At 39.3% G+C, this 16,949-nt stretch carries 16 protein-coding genes; 5 read left to right on the plus strand and 11 right to left on the minus strand.

Going from position 1 to position 16,949, the window contains the following annotated elements; translation table 11 throughout:
- Positions 1-98: 98 nt before the first annotated feature.
- Complete coding sequence (gene citZ / locus L2716_RS10730; protein WP_236334431.1) at positions 99-1,214, minus strand: citrate synthase; 1,116 nt, start codon at positions 1,212-1,214, stop codon at positions 99-101.
- 237 nt (positions 1,215-1,451) lie between these two features.
- Positions 1,452-1,913: a DUF441 domain-containing protein gene (locus tag L2716_RS10735; RefSeq protein WP_236334433.1), complete on the minus strand. Its 462-nt coding sequence runs from the start codon at positions 1,911-1,913 to the stop codon at positions 1,452-1,454.
- A gap of 112 nt (positions 1,914-2,025) precedes the next feature.
- Here L2716_RS10735 and ytvI point away from each other — a divergent pair, with 112 nt between their 5' ends.
- Positions 2,026-3,144, plus strand: a complete 1,119-nt coding sequence (gene ytvI / locus L2716_RS10740) for a sporulation integral membrane protein YtvI (RefSeq protein WP_236334435.1) — start codon at positions 2,026-2,028, stop codon at positions 3,142-3,144.
- A 290-nt stretch (positions 3,145-3,434) separates the two neighbouring features.
- Here the strand turns inward: ytvI and L2716_RS10745 are convergent, their stop codons facing one another.
- The 8 genes from L2716_RS10745 to L2716_RS10780 all read right to left on the minus strand — a co-directional run bounded on the left by L2716_RS10745 (position 3,435) and on the right by L2716_RS10780 (position 14,210).
- Positions 3,435-3,830 (minus strand): FxsA family protein, encoded by a 396-nt coding sequence (locus L2716_RS10745; RefSeq protein ID WP_236334437.1) that lies wholly within the window; start codon positions 3,828-3,830, stop codon positions 3,435-3,437.
- A gap of 49 nt (positions 3,831-3,879) precedes the next feature.
- On the minus strand, positions 3,880-5,634 hold the full coding sequence (gene pyk, locus L2716_RS10750) for a pyruvate kinase (protein ID WP_236334439.1): 1,755 nt from the start codon (positions 5,632-5,634) through the stop codon (positions 3,880-3,882).
- Between the two features lie 48 nt (positions 5,635-5,682).
- The gene (pfkA, locus tag L2716_RS10755; RefSeq protein WP_236337858.1) at positions 5,683-6,642 is read right to left on the minus strand and encodes a 6-phosphofructokinase; all 960 of its coding nucleotides are present in this window, start codon (positions 6,640-6,642) and stop codon (positions 5,683-5,685) included.
- 114 nt (positions 6,643-6,756) lie between these two features.
- Positions 6,757-7,734 carry an acetyl-CoA carboxylase carboxyl transferase subunit alpha gene (gene accA / locus L2716_RS10760; protein WP_236334441.1) on the minus strand — a complete coding sequence of 326 codons (978 nt, stop codon included), beginning with the start codon at positions 7,732-7,734 and terminating at the stop codon, positions 6,757-6,759.
- Between the two features lies 1 nt (position 7,735).
- Positions 7,736-8,590, minus strand: a complete 855-nt coding sequence (accD, locus tag L2716_RS10765) for an acetyl-CoA carboxylase, carboxyltransferase subunit beta (RefSeq protein WP_236334442.1) — start codon at positions 8,588-8,590, stop codon at positions 7,736-7,738.
- Positions 8,591-8,632: 42 nt separating this feature from the next.
- Positions 8,633-9,241, minus strand: a complete 609-nt coding sequence (locus tag L2716_RS10770) for a FadR/GntR family transcriptional regulator (RefSeq protein WP_236334446.1) — start codon at positions 9,239-9,241, stop codon at positions 8,633-8,635.
- A gap of 56 nt (positions 9,242-9,297) precedes the next feature.
- Positions 9,298-10,536 (minus strand): NADP-dependent malic enzyme, encoded by a 1,239-nt coding sequence (gene ystJ / locus L2716_RS10775; protein WP_236334447.1) that lies wholly within the window; start codon positions 10,534-10,536, stop codon positions 9,298-9,300.
- Positions 10,537-10,838: 302 nt separating this feature from the next.
- Positions 10,839-14,210, minus strand: a complete 3,372-nt coding sequence (locus L2716_RS10780; RefSeq protein WP_236334449.1) for a DNA polymerase III subunit alpha — start codon at positions 14,208-14,210, stop codon at positions 10,839-10,841.
- A 150-nt stretch (positions 14,211-14,360) separates the two neighbouring features.
- On the opposite strand from L2716_RS10780, the gene L2716_RS10785 reads away from it, so the two are divergent.
- From L2716_RS10785 to L2716_RS10795, 3 genes are all read left to right on the plus strand, one after another.
- Positions 14,361-14,693, plus strand: coding sequence for a YtrH family sporulation protein (locus tag L2716_RS10785; protein WP_236334451.1), 333 nt, complete (start codon positions 14,361-14,363; stop codon positions 14,691-14,693).
- Positions 14,693-15,196 (plus strand): sporulation membrane protein YtrI, encoded by a 504-nt coding sequence (gene ytrI / locus L2716_RS10790; RefSeq protein WP_236334453.1) that lies wholly within the window; start codon positions 14,693-14,695, stop codon positions 15,194-15,196. The genes L2716_RS10785 and ytrI overlap by 1 nt, the downstream gene beginning before the upstream one ends.
- A gap of 104 nt (positions 15,197-15,300) precedes the next feature.
- Positions 15,301-15,492: a YtzJ family protein gene (locus tag L2716_RS10795; RefSeq protein ID WP_236334455.1), complete on the plus strand. Its 192-nt coding sequence runs from the start codon at positions 15,301-15,303 to the stop codon at positions 15,490-15,492.
- Between the two features lie 73 nt (positions 15,493-15,565).
- Here L2716_RS10795 and L2716_RS10800 read toward each other — a convergent pair whose 3' ends face one another.
- Entirely contained in the window at positions 15,566-16,510 is a 945-nt protein-coding gene (locus L2716_RS10800; RefSeq protein ID WP_236334457.1) for a DHH family phosphoesterase, read from the minus strand.
- Between the two features lie 105 nt (positions 16,511-16,615).
- On the opposite strand from L2716_RS10800, the gene L2716_RS10805 reads away from it, so the two are divergent.
- Complete coding sequence (locus L2716_RS10805; RefSeq protein WP_236334460.1) at positions 16,616-16,918, plus strand: YtpI family protein; 303 nt, start codon at positions 16,616-16,618, stop codon at positions 16,916-16,918.
- Positions 16,919-16,949 lie beyond the last annotated feature (31 nt).

Consider the following 16,949-nt stretch of genomic DNA (forward strand, 5'->3'; position numbering starts at 1 on the left):
ACTTTATCGTAACAAAAATTTTAAGTTATGACCCTTGTTAGTGCCTCATATATTGTCTGCCATTTTCAGTCAGACATGTGGGTCACTCACTTTATCTACTAGCGGTTTTCAATTGAAACATATTTTTGCATAGATGGTCCAGTATACTCAGCACGAGGACGAATCAATCGATTGTTCTCGTATTGTTCTAGAATATGAGCCAACCAACCAGAAACTCGACTCATTGCAAAGATTGGTGTGAACAAGTCATGCTTCAATCCTAAGCTGTGATATACAGAAGCTGAATAGAAATCAACATTCGGTAATAAGCCTTTTTCTTTCGTCATAACTTCATCCAGCTTAACAGACATTTCATACCATTTGCTTTCACCTGTAATTTGAGTCAGTTGCTTGGACATCTCACGTAAATGCTTCGCACGAGGATCGCCGTCTTTATATACTCGGTGACCAAAGCCCATAATTTTTTCTTTACGCTCAAGTGCACCTTTAAGATACTCTTCTGCATTTTCAGGCTCTCCAACTTCAGATAGCATTTTCATTACACGCTCATTCGCTCCACCGTGTAGTGGTCCTTTCAAAGCACCAATCGCTGCAGTTACACCTGAATATACATCAGAAAGTGTAGCCACACAGACACGTGCTGTAAAAGTAGATGCGTTTAATTCATGGTCAGCATGAAGAACCAATGCTTTGTTTACTGCTTTCTCAGAAACTTCATCAGGTACTTCACCATTTAGCATATATAAGAAGTTCGCAGCGTAGCTAAGATCCTCTTTCGGTTCAATGACCTCTAAACCATCACGAATTCGTGAAAACGCCGCAACAATGCTAGCTAGTCTCGCTTGAAGACGAATAGCTTTCGCTGAATTTGCTTCATCTGTCATTTCATCCGCTTCCTCATCATATAAACCTAGTGACGATACAGCTGTTCTCACTGCTGCCATCGGATGAATATCATTCAATGGGAAACTTTTGATCATATCAACTACTGGCTGTGGTAGGGCAAAGTTCTTAGAAAGTTCTGCTTTAAACCCACTTAATTCTTGTTGGTTTGGTAACTTACCATACCATAATAAATATACAACCTCTTCAAAACTTGCGTAATCAGCAAGATCATCAATGTTGTAGCCACGATAAGTCAATACACCATCAATGATTGAACTTACCGATGACGTTGTAGCTACAATTCCTTCTAATCCTCTCGTTGCTGTCATGGCTCTCTCTCCTTTAAGTGATTTTTTGTCTGGTCTATCAATACATTAAAGTAAGTGTCCACAGTAAAAGACACCTTATTAAGTATTAATAAGAAACTGCTTACATTATTGTAAACAAATAAATAAGTTAAGGAAGGATAAAACACATTCAAGTACAATTATAAACAAATTTCAGAACTTTGTGAACGGCTAGGGCTCAAAACCTCTCCATATCAATGAAATTTAACAACATTTCCATCATGTTATAAATTGTACCACCTTCATAACCATATATGCTATTCCTGCTCCAATCAAGGGGCCAACCGCAATTCCATTAAATAAACTAACAGCTAGAATCGTTCCAAACACGAGTGCTGTCGTAATATGAGGATCAGAGGCAAGTAACTTTAATCCACTTGCTGCAATAAGAGCTACCGCAATTCCGGACCCTAATGCGATCCATGCATAAGAAGATTTCATCGCATCTCCAAGTTGTTTGAACCCTATTTCGCCTGTAGCAATGGGTACAAGTACAGCGATCGTAATGATGGTTACACCCCATTCAATGCCACGCTTTTGTATATATGGGAAAACTTTATCACCAAGTCCGACCCACTTAATTACGATAAGAAACACAACAGCGATCAATAATGATTTGTTCTTGGCCCATAGGGCAATACCTAGTAGTACAATTAAAAATAATGATGCCTGGTTGAACATTAGTTTCTTCCTTTCTTTCCATTAATCAATGGTTTACATTGAAACTTATAATATGAAATTGTAAAATAATACTATTCTATAGGGATTAGTCCCAAGAAAGGATCGGTTGCGATTGAATCTTCATTATGTATATAGCTTCTTACGTTTTTTACTCGTAATTGCTATCGTTGTATGCTCATTCTTTGCACTCATTTTTACTGCAAAAATTACTTACCCGTTCATTATCGCTTTCTTCCTCGCACTGATGATGAATCCATTAGTAAACTTACTTGAACGTAAGGCTAAGATGCCTCGAGGTCTTGCTGTCACAGCCGTTTTGATATTACTCATTTCTGTTATTGCAGGATTTCTTACACTTGTGATCAGTGAAATGATTTCTGGATTCGGTTACCTGGCCGAGGTCATCCCTCAGCATACACAAGTTTTAGTACAATTTGTGCAAACTTATTTCACTCAACAAATTTTACCCGTTTACTATGACTTGTTAGCAATGTTTAAGAGCTTAGACCCTTCACAAAGAGAAACCGTCGTGAGCAACATTCAATCTGTTGGTCAGAACATTACAGCTAATGTGAAGGAATTTGTTCAATCTGTTCTAACTGGATTACAGAACTTCTTACTTAGCTTGCCTAATGTTGTAACCGTTATGATTTTTTCCTTACTCGCTACCTTTTTCATCAGTAAGGATTGGTATCGTTTTAAAGGATGGATTGAAAAACGAACGCCGGAGCGCACGGTTGAAAGTGGAAGAAGTGTTTATAAAGAACTCCGTAAAGCATTAGTTGGGTTCGTTAAAGCACAACTCACACTCATATCAATTACAGCAGGTATTGTCTTAATAGGATTGCTTATTTTACAAGTCGATTATGCGATCACAATTGCGATATTAACAGGACTTGTTGACTTACTACCATACTTAGGGACTGGAGCGGTATTTGTTCCATGGATTATATATAGTTTCCTTATGGAGGAGTACACGCTCAGTATTGGGCTATCCATTTTGTATGGTGTCGTCATTATTCAACGACAAGTGATGGAGCCTAAGATTTTATCCAGTAGTATAGGACTAGACCCACTAGCTACCTTAATCTCTTTATTTATTGGGTTCAAGTTATTTGGCTTTCTCGGATTAATAATCGGCCCGGTTACCCTTGTTGTCATACGCGCTTTAAGCCAAGCGAACGTATTCAGTGACGTTTGGAAATTCATCACAGGAAAAAAAGCGGCATAATTAGAAGGGGTATATTTTCTAGGGTTTGTATTAAAGTACAAAGTTGATTTTAAGTGAGGGTGTGGCAGACCTCTCGGGTCCTCAAACCTGCATTCCGAGAATTTCAGGGTGTGAGACTCCTCGGGAAAATCGACCAATACAAAGCCCACTGAGTAAATGATGAATGACCTTCAACTAAAACAACGGGGAGGTAGCTCGAGTAAGTTCAGTGGTGAAACAAAACTTAGGAAAAAATCCTAAAAAAGCTGGCCTGACACTCATCACTGAATGTCTTGCCAGCTTTTTGTATTCTATCGACGTATTGTGAACGTAAATTGTCCTGAGTCGATTTTCTTTTGGATTAATCGGCGAATGCCAATTTTAAATATTGATCGTGTATAGGGTATTAACAGCAAGAAGCCTAATGTATCCGTGATAAATCCAGGAGTGAGTAGCAAAGTACCACCGACTAAGATACATACACCATCTAACAATACATCGCTGGGTACTTGTGCATTCCCCAGTTGAATTTGTGCAAGCTTTACTGTTTCCATACCTTCTCTTCTTGCTAGCCATGCCCCAATGATTCCTGTTGCGATAATTAAGAGTATTGTGATCGGAATTCCAAATGTATTACCAGACCAAATTAAAATCCCAATCTCCGCAGCAGGTATGATGATGAGTAGCAATAATAATATCCGAAACATAGCACCGCTCCTCTAGAGAGTCCTAGACATCCTAAATATAGCTCTTTACTTATAGGACGCTTGTCTTTCCACTATAAACGACACCTCTGGAACCGTCCACTGTAATGTCTTGACCTTCTTCAATGACGTTCGTAGCTCCACCTACACCTACGATGACAGGAATACCTAGACTAAGACCAACTACAGCCGCATGACTTGTTAAGCCACCTTCTTCTGTAATGATGGCCGAAGCTTTTTTCAGAGCAGGCATCATTTCACGGTCTGTTCCAATCGTTACAAGAATGTCTCCATCTTGTACCTTCGCGATTGCGTCCTTCGCATTATTTGCAATAACTGCTCTACCAGCTACCGACATTTGACCGATTCCTTGCCCTTTTACAATTACATCACCGACTACATGTACTTTCATGATATTAGTCGTGCCCTTTTCTCCAACTGGTACACCGGCAGTAATCAGTGTGAGGTCACCATGATTTACAAGACCAGACTTTAAGGAAGCATCTACTGCGATATCTAACAATTCATCAGTTGATTTAGCTTTCTCACTTAATTGTGAAGTAACACCCCATACGAGGGACATTCTTCTACATACAATTTCTGAACTAGTCACTGCTATAATCGCTGCTTCAGGACGGTATTTAGAAATCATACGCGCAGTATGACCACTTTCTGTTGGTGCGATAATGGCAGAAATACCTAGGTTATACGCCGTATGTGATACAGATTGACTAATGGCATCTGTTACCGTCAGTTTGCTTGATTTACTTCTTGTATGAAGAATATCAGCATGATTCATTGCCGTTTCAGCTTTCATAGCAATTTTATGCATCGTTTGGACCGCTTCAACAGGATAAAGACCTGCTGCTGTTTCACCTGAGAGCATAATCGCATCCGTTCCATCAAAGATTGCATTAGCAACGTCACTAGCTTCAGCACGTGTAGGACGTGGATTCCGTTGCATTGAATCTAGCATCTGTGTAGCTGTAATAACTGGTTTTCCTTTGTCATTACACTTACGGATCAATTCTTTTTGCACGAGCGGTACATCCTCAGCTGGAATTTCAACTCCCAAGTCTCCTCGCGCTACCATCAATCCATCAGAAACCTCAAGGATTTCATTAATATTGTCGACACCTTCTTGGTTTTCTATCTTTGGAATGATTTGAATATGCGCTGCATTATGCTGTTCTAAAATTTCACGGATTTCTAGTACGTCAGATGCTCTACGTACGAAAGAAGCTGCAATAAAGTCCACACCTTGGCTTATTCCAAATTCAATGTCACGAGCGTCTTTATCCGTAATACCAGGCAGGTTCACTGATACATTAGGTACATTGACCCCTTTTTTATTTTTGAGCGTGCCACTATTCAAGACCTTCGTCTGTAATTGGTTTCGTTCAACCTTTGTGACTTCAAGTTCAATAAGACCATCGTCTAACAAAATCTTAGAACCTTCATGTACATCGTCGACTAATCCTGGGTACGTAACAGAAATAATGGATTCGTTTCCTGCTACCTCATCCATCGATACGACTAGATCTTGTCCAGCCTTTAGTTCAACTTCACCTTTTTCTAGTGTTCCGGTACGAATTTCCGGTCCTTTCGTATCAAGTAAAATCGCTACCGTCTTCCCTGTCTTTTGAGCAGCTTCACGAATGCTTGCAATACGCGCACCATGCTCCTCAAAATCTCCATGTGAAAAATTTAAACGAGCAACATTCAGTCCAGACTCAATCAGCTCTGTTAAAGTATCAACACTTTCACTAGCTGGTCCTATTGTACAAACGATCTTAGTATTTCTCATCATTTTCCTCCTATAACTTCACTCATATTTCTAATGCATCATTTATTTTTAAATCGAAAGCTCTTGTGAGAGCTGGTACATATCATTGTCAATCCTGTGTGGTAGTTCAAGGACTTCATTGATATCATGCGATACGATAGAATTTTTTTGAATACCAACCGCTTTGCCGGCTTCTCCACTCATAAGGAGTTGTACAGCTTTTGCACCTAATCGACTGGCTAGTACACGATCAAATGCAGTTGGCGAACCTCCACGTTGTATATGTCCTAAGACAGTTACTCTCGTTTCAAATTCCGTCGTATTTTCTATTTGTTTGGCGATATCCACACCGCTACCGACACCTTCAGCAACAACGATGATACTATGCTTCTTTCCACGTTCATGTCCGCGTAGCAAGCGTTCGTTAATCTCTTCAATTTTGTACGCCTCTTCAGGGATTAAAATAGACTCAGCACCCCCAGCTAACCCAGACCATAGTGCAATATCTCCAGCATTACGCCCCATAACTTCTATGATGTACGTTCTTTCGTGGGAAGTAGCTGTATCTCTAATTTTATCAATCGCATCAATTGCTGTGTTTAGCGCTGTGTCAAAACCAATTGTAAAATCTGTACCAGGAATATCATTATCTATAGTTCCAGGTAAAGTGATAGTAGGGAATCCATGCTCTGTTAGCTTTTGCGCACCACGATACGAGCCATCGCCGCCAATGACGACCAAGCCTTCGATTCCGAACTTCTTCAGCTGTTCAACACCCTTCATTTGACCCTCGTGGGTTTTAAATTCTTCACAGCGAGCTGAATAGAGCATCGTTCCTCCTCGATGAATGATATCACCTACTGAACCTAGTTCCATCTTCTCTATTTGTCCCTCAATTAATCCAGTATACCCATGATAAATCCCATATACTTCTATTTCTTGGTAAATGGCTTCACGTACAACAGCTCGAACAGCCGCATTCATTCCAGGGCTGTCCCCTCCACTTGTCAACACGCCAATACGCTTCATCTCTTTCACCTCGTACAATAGTTGTGTTCTTAAAATATCATGTTCCAAAAATGAACACAATAGACAAGCATTCCACAGAAAAAGTGCTTTTCCAGTTTTGGAAAAGCACTATCGTTATTTAACGCTAATGGAATCGTTTTCAAATGTATATTTTCCGATTTTTTTGTATTTTACGTAACGATGCTCTACAAGCTCTTCACTGCTCAGTTTTGAAAGCTCACTAAGTGATTGTTGCAAGACTTCTTCAATAAGTGAAGCCTGTTTACGTACATCCTTATGTGCTCCGCCTTCTACTTCTGGGATCATTTGATCAATAATTCCCATTTCACTCAAGTCAGGTGCTGTAATTTTCATTGTATCAGCAGCACGTTGGGCTTGCCCTGCATCTTTCCAAAGTAAAGCAGCTGCACCCTCTGGAGAAATAACTGAATACCAAGAGTTTTCAAGCATATGCACATGGTTTCCGACACCGATTGCAAGGGCTCCACCGCTTGCGCCTTCTCCAATGATGATACAAATAAGCGGAACCGTTAAACCAGCCATTTCCACTAGGTTTCTAGCGATCGCTTCACTTTGACCACGCTCTTCAGCAGACATTCCAGGATATGCACCTTTAGTATCGAGTAAGCAAATAACTGGTCGATTGAATTTTTCCGCTTGTTTCATTAAGCGTAATGCTTTACGGTATCCTTCTGGATGAGGCATTCCGAAGTTTCGTCGTAAGTTTTCTTTCGTATCCTTACCACGTTGGTGTCCAATAACGGTAACAGGCTTTCCGTGGAATTTTGCAATACCCCCAACGATTGCTTCATCATCCCCATAAAGGCGGTCTCCGTGTAATTCTAGGAAATCGGTGAAAAGAATTGAGATATAATCTAGTGTCGTTGGTCGTTCAGGATGACGAGCTACTTGAACACGATCCCATGGCGTCATATTCCCATAAACTTCTAGTTCAACCTTTGCTAGACGCTCTTCTAAACGTTCTACTTCATCGCTCAAATCGATGCCTTTTTCATCCATAAATGATTTCAGTTCAGCAATCTTAGCTCTTAATTCTTTTGCTGGACGTTCAAACTCTAAATCACCTACCATCTCACTCTTCACCTCCCTTATGAATATCTAGTACGTTGGATAATGTAGCTTTCATTTTATTCCTGTGAATCACACCGTCTAATTGTCCATGCTTTAATAGAAACTCAGCGGTTTGAAAATCTTCTGGTAATTCTTGACGAATCGTTTGTTCAATGATTCGGCGTCCTGCAAAGCCAATTAACGCTTTTGGTTCTGCGAAGTTATAATCACCGACTGATGCGAAGCTTGCTGACACACCACCTGTTGTTGGATGTGTCATAACTGATATAAACAAAAGACCAGCTTCATGATGACGACGAAGTGCAACACTTGTCTTTGCCATTTGCATTAAACTTAAAACACCTTCTTGCATTCGCGCTCCACCCGATGCAGTAAAGATGATAAAAGGCTTCTGTTCTTCAGTTGCCTTCTCAATTGCACGTGCTATTTTCTCACCTACAACGGAGCCCATACTACCCATTCGAAAATGGGAATCCATGACTGCAAATACGATTGGGTGATTGTCCAGATCTCCAAGACCCGTTACGACAGCCTCATTAAGTCCTGTCTTTTCGCGGTCTTTGTCAATTCGATCTAAATAATCAGGAAAATCTAAAGGATTTTCTGTTCTCATATCTTGGTTGAGTTCTGAAAATGTCCCATCGTCGATGATCATCTTAATGCGCTCTTGCGCCGTCATCCTGAAATGGTGATCACATGAAACACAGACCTTACAAGCTTTGTTCAGTTCCTTAGTCGTCATGATTGCTTTACATTCTGGACATTTTGTCATGAGTCCTTCAGGAACATCTTGTTTCATTCGATCGGAAGGTATCGTTGCATATTTTCTCTTCTTGGCAAACAGATCTTTTAACAAGTTGTTGCACCTCCATAAGTCCCTAAGTACTAATTGTAAAATTTACTCATTTCGTTTTATAGCTGAATGCTGCTCTATTTCGATTCCATTCTTAATCATTGTAAATACATCATCGTATTTGGATTTAGGATAAGTATGGTCGGAGTCTACATTAAATTGATCATATTCTGTCAATTCTACCCATAATCGATGGAGCAAAGAATTATTTGACGCTTTTAAAACCATATGGAAGAATGTTCGATCCATGGCGGCGTCAATTCTCGCAGAAGGTGCTGTCGGAATATCAGCTAAGTAAGCTTCTAAATCTTTAAGCTCTTCTTCTGTTCTTCGTTGAGAAGCGAGTACAACCGCGTTTCTTTCAATGATTTCTCTCGTTTCTGTCAACTCTTGCTTGACTAGGCCATCATTTAAAATGAAGGAGGCTAGTACCTCAACAAGACGATGGTTACGGGCTTCCTTAATGAAAGTGCCTTCGCCTCTCCTCGTTTCAATTAACCCTAATAACTCCATGGCTCTTAAAGCTTCTCGCACAGAGGAGCGTCCAACATTTAAACGGTCTGAAAGCTCCCTTTCAGAGGGGAGCTTATCACCTGGCAATAACTGATCCTTTTGAATGATCGCTTTTAATTTGTTCAAAATCTCTACAAACATTTTTTCGCGAGGTTTAGTAGTCATTTTCAAACGTCACCCACTTTTCAAAGGCACTTTTATTTTTCTTCGATCAAAGCAAGTCGACGGGTCTTTGCAGCAATTTCCTCTGGATCTACTTTAATTCTAGCTACACCAGTCTCCATTGCCGCATTTGCAACTGCTGCGGCAACTGCCGGAGCAACCCTTGGATCGAACGGAGCGGGTATGACATAGTCCTCTGTTAATTCGCTTTCGTCTATTAGTCCAGCAATTGCATACACAGCAGCAATTTTCATTTCTTCGTTAATGTGTGTTGCTCGCGTATCTAGTGCCCCTCTAAAAATCCCAGGGAATGCTAGTACGTTATTAACCTGATTGGCAAAGTCCGAACGACCTGTTCCAATCACCTTTGCACCCGCTTCTTTCGCAGCGCTTGGCATAATTTCAGGAACAGGGTTTGCCATTGCAAATATAATAGGATCATCATTCATGCTTTTAACCATGTCTTCAGTTAATGCCCCTTCTACAGAAACACCGATAAAGACATCTGTCCCTTTAACCGCTTCGTCTAATTTCCCTTCAATCTGCTGTCTGTTCGTGAAATGAGCAACTTCAGCCTTTACACGGTTCATTCCGTAAGGACGGCCTTCGTAAATTGCACCTTTAGAGTCGCACATAATAATGTCTTTTACACCGAAACGGTTTAGAAGCTTTATGATCGCAATTCCAGCAGAACCTGCACCATTTACGACTACTTTAATCGATGACATCGACTTTTCGGATAATTTAAGCGCATTAACAAGCCCTGCAACTGTAACAATTGCAGTACCGTGCTGATCATCGTGGAAAATAGGAATGTTTGTTTCTTTCTTCAGACGTTCTTCAATAATAAAGCAATTTGGAGCTGCTATATCTTCTAAGTTCACGCCACCAAAAGTCGGTTCCATCAACTTAACTGTTTGGACGATTTCATCTACATCAGTCGTGTTTAGGCATATTGGAAATGCATCAACACCTGCGAAGCTTTTGAATAATACTGCTTTTCCTTCCATTACCGGAAGTGCAGCTTCTGGACCAATGTTACCGAGTCCAAGCACTGCTGTCCCATCAGAAACAACAGCTACTGTGTTACCTTTCATTGTATATTCGTATACTCTGTTCTTGTCTTCATAAATTTCTTTACAAGGTTCTGCAACTCCTGGTGAGTATGCCAAACTCAAATCCTCTGCATTACGTACAGGGACCTTAGCTTTGGACTCCAATTTACCTTGATTAATTCTATGCATGTGTAGAGCTTCTTCTCTAGAAACAGACATACGTTCATCTCCCTCATTCTTGTTAAATATATATGAATGAAATAGTCTGCTGCTTGTACAGTAATAAGAAAAGCGCAAGCGCTATTGTGTCACGCAGGTCACTAGTAGAGACCGAATAATAGTAGGCCTTAGCCGACCTAAAGGGTCTGAAGTGAACCATGTGATTACGTGCTGGAGCTAGACAAAACATCCATGCTACCAAAATGTTAAACTTTCTTATCTTTTGAACAAACGAGGTGGTCAGACCACCTATTGACTTATCCATTATAACAAACCATATTTACCTGTAAAGATTTAGTGGTTTATTTTAAAACAACATTCTTCGTTCCAAGCAACGATTCAAACTTTACAACACATTCTTCAACTGGGTCAATACTGAACTCTTTAGATAATCGAACAACCTTCTTATTATGCTCATAATAGAGAATAACATCTGCATTACCTGGATAACGCAACACAATTTCTTTAATCTGATGCATGACACCTTGTTCCTGCTTAGAGGATTCAATCTTCAAATACAAGTTTTGATTCTTTTCCCTAGTCGATAAAGTAGATAGGTTCACTGCTTTTTCAACGATAAACTTGATATCTTCCGACTGTTCAACATTCCCTTCAAGTAATAATAGATTACCTTCTTGATAAAGCTCTGGGTTTTGTTTATACGCCTTTGGAAAAACAATGCCTTCAATTTCCCCTGTTGCATCACCAAATTGAACAAAAGCCATCCAGTCACCCTTTTTGGTTTTAATTTGCTTTGATTTTTCAATCAGCGCTCCAATTCGAACCTTTTTGACCGATTGTTTCAATTCTGCAATTTTAGAACATTCGTACTCAATTAGTATTTGACTATATTGTTCAATTGGATGCCCCGTTAAATAGAAACCTAAGGCCTCATATTCAAACTGTAACTGTTCTTTGTCTTGAAAAGGAGGAACATCTTCCATTCGTGGAGCTTGATTTGATCCATCCTCTTGGAAGAAATCAATCTGACCTTCTGCCTCCGCTTTTTGAATTTTAGAACCGTATTCAATGGCCGCATCTAAGTTTGCAAGTAATTGAGCGCGGTTCGTTGTGAATTCATCCAGACTACCAGCTAAAATTAACGATTCTAGAGATCTTTTATTCATCACCTTTAAGGATACACGCCGACATAAATCAAATAGATTTTGGTATGGTCCTTTCTTCCGCTCTTCTAAAATGCTTTCTATTGCACGAACACCTACATTTTTGATCACCATTAATCCGATTCGAATGCCTTCACTTTCAACTTTAAAACCGGCAGAGCTAGAATTGATAGATGGTGAAAGAACTTCAACTCCACTTTGGCGAATCTCCCCTAAATAAGCCGCTATCTTACCATGATTCCCAACAATACTACTTAGTAATTCGGCAAGGAAATAAACGCTGTAATTTGCTTTCAAATAGGCTAGTTGATAAGCGATCACACTATATGCTACAGCATGAGATCGATTAAACCCATAATTAGCAAAACGAACGATTAAATCATAAACTTGATCTGCCGAATTGCGATCATATCCTTGATTCATTGCACCATTTACAAAATGATTACGTTGCTCATGTAAAACATCTGCTTTCTTTTTGGAGACAGCTCTCCTTAATAAGTCAGCTTCACCAAGTGAAAACCCTGCCATCTTTGATGCGATTTGCATAATTTGCTCCTGATAAACAATTACGCCGTAAGTTTTCTTTAATATTGGTTCTAAATCAGGATGTGGAAATTCTACAGTGTTTTGCTTATGCTTCCGCTCAATATACACGGGGATGTTTTCCATTGGACCTGGTCTGTATAACGCGTTAACTGCCACGATATCTTCAAATTCAGTCGGTTTAAGTTTCTTTAAGACTTTTCGCATTCCTTCAGATTCCAGCTGGAAAATGCCAGTCGTATCGCCTTTTGCTAACAATTGAAAAGTAGCTTCGTCTTGAAAAGGGATTTGCTGAATAGGTATCTCATCACCGGTACTCTTTTTAATCGATGCTGTTATATTTTCTAATAAGGTTAGGTTTCTCAATCCAAGAAAGTCCATCTTTAAAAGACCGATTTCTTCTAAGCCTTCCATTGTATATTGTGTTAGGGACAAGAACTCTCCACCAGATTGTGTTGGCACAACATTTGTTAATGGGTCCTTACTAATTACAATTCCCGCAGCATGTGTGGATGCGTGCCTAGGAATGCCCTCCACTGTTTTTGAAATCCGCCAAAGGTGTTGAGCATCCTCTGATTGATCTAGTGTTTTCTTGAGTAACGGAGATTCCTTAATCGCTTGATCTAAAGTGATACCAGGACGTGATGGAACTTGCTTCGCAACACGATCAATAAGTTGGGTATCCAAGTTTAACACTCTTCCTACATCTCGCAATGCTGCTCTCGCTGCTAGTGTACCGAAAGTGATGATTTGTGCAACTCGGTCTTTCCCATACTTATGTGCTACGTATTCGATTACTTCGTCTCGTTTGGTATCAGGAAAATCGATGTCAATATCAGGCATACTCACGCGTTCAGGATTCAAAAACCTTTCAAATAACAGTTCGTGCTCAATCGGATCGACTTGGGTGATGGATAGCACATAGGATACGAGAGAGCCTGCAGCAGAACCCCTTCCCGGGCCAGTCATGATGTTATTTTCCTGAGCATACTTCATGAAATCCCATACGATTAAGAAGTAATCGTTGAACCCCATTCGATTGATAATGTCAAGTTCATATTTCATACGTTCAAGAACTTGATTTGAAGGAGTTTGCCCATAGCGATCTAGGACACCTTTTTCACATACTTTACGTAAGTAACTTTCGCTAGATTCTTTTTCAGGTATTGGATAAGCCGGCAAAATTGGTGTTCCGAAATTCAATGTGACATGACACTTTTCAGCAATCACACTTGTGTTTTTCATCGCATCAGGTACATGTGAGAACAGTTCTTCCATCTCAGTACTTGTTTTAAAATAGTGTTCGTCAGTCGGTCGTTTTAAATCATCGTCTTCATTTAACTTTTTCCCGAGTTTAATAGATCGTAACGCTTCGTATGCACTTGCGTCTTCTTGATCCATATAATGAATGTTATTAATGACAACAATCGGCACATCGGTTTCTTTTGATAATTGAATTAATGTGAGGTTGAGGTCTTTCTCTTTTGCGACTCCATGGTCCTCTAACCCAATATATAGGTTGTCCTCGAACATGTTTTTCAATTGAGCGAGTATATTCAGATGATGTTGTCCACCATTTAATATTGCACGTTGAACAACGCCATCGACCCCTGAGGTTACAGCCAAAACCCCTTCACAATATGTATGTAAATCATGTAATGCCAGTATATGAGTTGTTCCTCTACTTTCGGCTTGAATGGAAGAACTGATTTTTATTAAATTCTGATACCCTACATGATTCATTGCATATAAAAGTAGCTTAGCAGGTTGTCTTTGATCATTGCCTGCGCTGGAATCAACAACGTCTACTTCCAAACCGATAATCGGCTTGATCCCTTTCTTATGGCAGGATTTATAGAAGGGTATCACGCCATACATCACATTACGGTCTGTTATCGCTAAAGCGTCCATTCCTAATTCTTGTGCTCTATCTGTCAACTTCTCAATTCTACAAGCGCTTTCTAGCAGAGTAAATTCACTGTGTATGTTTAAATGTACAAATCCCATTCTGAGTCACTCCTCTCACCATAAACTACTTAACCCCATTATATACAAGACAGAGAGAACAATAAATCAAGCATACTTGACGGTGGCTGTCCATAATTATAGTTATGAGTGTTCAAATTGTAGATGTCATCGATAAAGGTGGTAAGTGTTATGGTCGTCCGTGACTTCGTTTCAACGAACATCATTTATTTCTTCGTTGCATTTGGAATTATTATTGGCGGATGTTTGATTGGTGCTATTGGCATGATGTTTGTTGGTAGACCACCGTTTCAATCAATGATTTTACTGTCAAAAAGTTTAAAGATCTGGGCTATCGTAGCTGCAATCGGTGGGACGTTTGATACAATCGATAAGTTTGAAAGCAGTCTGTTCAGTGGATCAATCCTTGAAGTCATCAACCAGTGTATCTATATCATTGCGGCATTGATTGGCGCAAATACAGGGGAAGCAGTAATCCGCTGGATGACACAAGGTGTTGAATAATGCGAATCCCTCCACTTCACCGTAGAAAAGGGTACCAACGTTTTTTTGCAGGAATCATTATTGGGATCATAATTGGGTGGTTCTTTTTCCTGATTAGTTTTGGAGGACTTCAAGACCAGTATTTAACTGAGATAAAGAAAAGAGACGCCGAAATAAAGGATTTAAATGACCAGTTTGAACACTTTAGAGAAGATTATGAAAAGAAAAATAAAGATATTGAGAAAAGTTTAAGGATACAGGAAATTAAACTCATATTCCTAAACCGTGAAAAAGTTAAGATCAAAGGATTGATGTTTCATGACTTAGAAAAAGCAGTCAAAACAGAAATGAATGATGTCCTTACAAAAGATATTGAATCAGTCTCCGAACATACGGATTTAATTATTAAATCACTTGAAAACAAAAACTTTTTAATTGGTGATCAAACATTTAAAGTGAAAGTCTATCAAATGCATCTTTATACAACGTTACGATTATATTTAAATATAGAAAGAGGAAATTAAGTCATTGTTTATGACAATTTATAGACAAATAAGCATAGATGTCGCAAAGTACAGGTTAATCGTATACAATAGTAATAGGATAAAAGTGTAAAGGAGAAATGTGTATGATTATCAACCGTAAAGAAATGGCAAAAGCAAAGGTTGAGAAGTTATTGAGTGGTTATTCTGCATTCGCAGAAACGAAAGAAGTTGCAGAACTCATCAAAAAACAAGCAATTGAGTTGAACATAGACTTTGTAGAGGACGTGACAGAAATTGGATCTTGGTTCATACCAGCCAAACCACAACAGCAGTAAAAGTTAGCCCCGATCTTCATATCAAGAAGACGGGGCTATTATTATACCTTTTTATCTGTTCAATGAATGACTTTTATTTTGAATCAGTACAAGCGCTAACAAGATCTTGAATGATTTGTTCTGTTTCTTTAATCGTATGAACAGTTGCGCCTGAAGCCATCGGATGTCCTCCACCGTTATACTTCGCTGCTATCGTGTTGACAACCGGCCCTTTAGAACGAAGTCTCACCCGAATTTGATCAGGTTCCTCAACGAAAAAGACCCATGTCTTTAAGCCTTCAACATTTGAAAATGTATTGACGAGTAGTGAGGATTCGCTAGCTGTTGTATTGAATTGCTCCATTACTTCTTGCGTTAAATAAATGTACCCCACTCCTGGTTCAATGTATTGAAAATGCGACAGTACATATCCATTCAGCCGTGCTAAGTTTAGCGAAACCTTGTACATTTCGTTGTACACTGCCGTTAAATCGAAATCATAATTCCTTAGTTCACCTGCAAACTTCATCGTCTTTTCTGTTGCATTAGGGAAAAGGAACCGTCCTGTATCTCCAACAATTCCCGTATAGAGTAATTCTGCACCTTTATCGGTTAGCTTGAAACCATGATGTTCACGCCCGTAAAGATAGAATTCATAAATCATTTCACTTACGCTACTCGCATCAGTATCTACCCAAATTAAATTACCGTATTGATCTTCATTAGGATGATGATCAATTTTAATGATATAATCCCCTTTAGAAAATCGTTCATCACTAATCCGCGCTTGGTTTGCTGTATCGCAAATGATCACAAGAGCACCTTTAAACACATCATCCGAAATCGTATCCATTTGTTTCATAAATGTTAATGATGGTTCTTCTTCACCAACGACATAGATTGATTTGTCAGGGAATGTTGCTTTCAATATTTCTGACAGACCACCTTGAGATCCTAATGCATCTGGATCTGGACGAACATGGCGATGTATGATGATTTTATTATAGTCTTTTATTTTGTTGATAATTTGTTCTTTCATCTTGGTCTCCTTTATTTGTAACCTAATGTTCAATTGTATAGATGGATTTTTGTAGAGAACTTCTATACAATGGTAATCGACATATTTTTTATTGGAGGATGGATTATGCCTGCATTTATTATTATCATTGTAATCGCATTAAGTCTTTATATATTTTATAAAATTAAGGAATTTCGTGTGAAAGCGCCTTATGAAAAAAGATGGACCAAATCGAAAGCAAATATATCACTCGGAGTTTTCATTTCAACATTTGGCTTGAACCGATTAGTGATTAACGAGTCTACGTACGACCTGATCATCGGAGGCGTATTCCTCGTATTAGGTTTAGTAAACATCTTTCTTGGATACAAAGCATACAAGCATTTTCTTCCATATGCGATCCAAGAAAGTGAACAGACAAAATCATAGCATAGGTGAAAGGAGACTGACTTTGTCAGTC

The sequence above is a fragment of the Pseudalkalibacillus berkeleyi genome (assembly GCF_021608225.1).
Classification (GTDB): Bacteria; Bacillota; Bacilli; order Bacillales; family Fictibacillaceae; genus Pseudalkalibacillus; species Pseudalkalibacillus berkeleyi.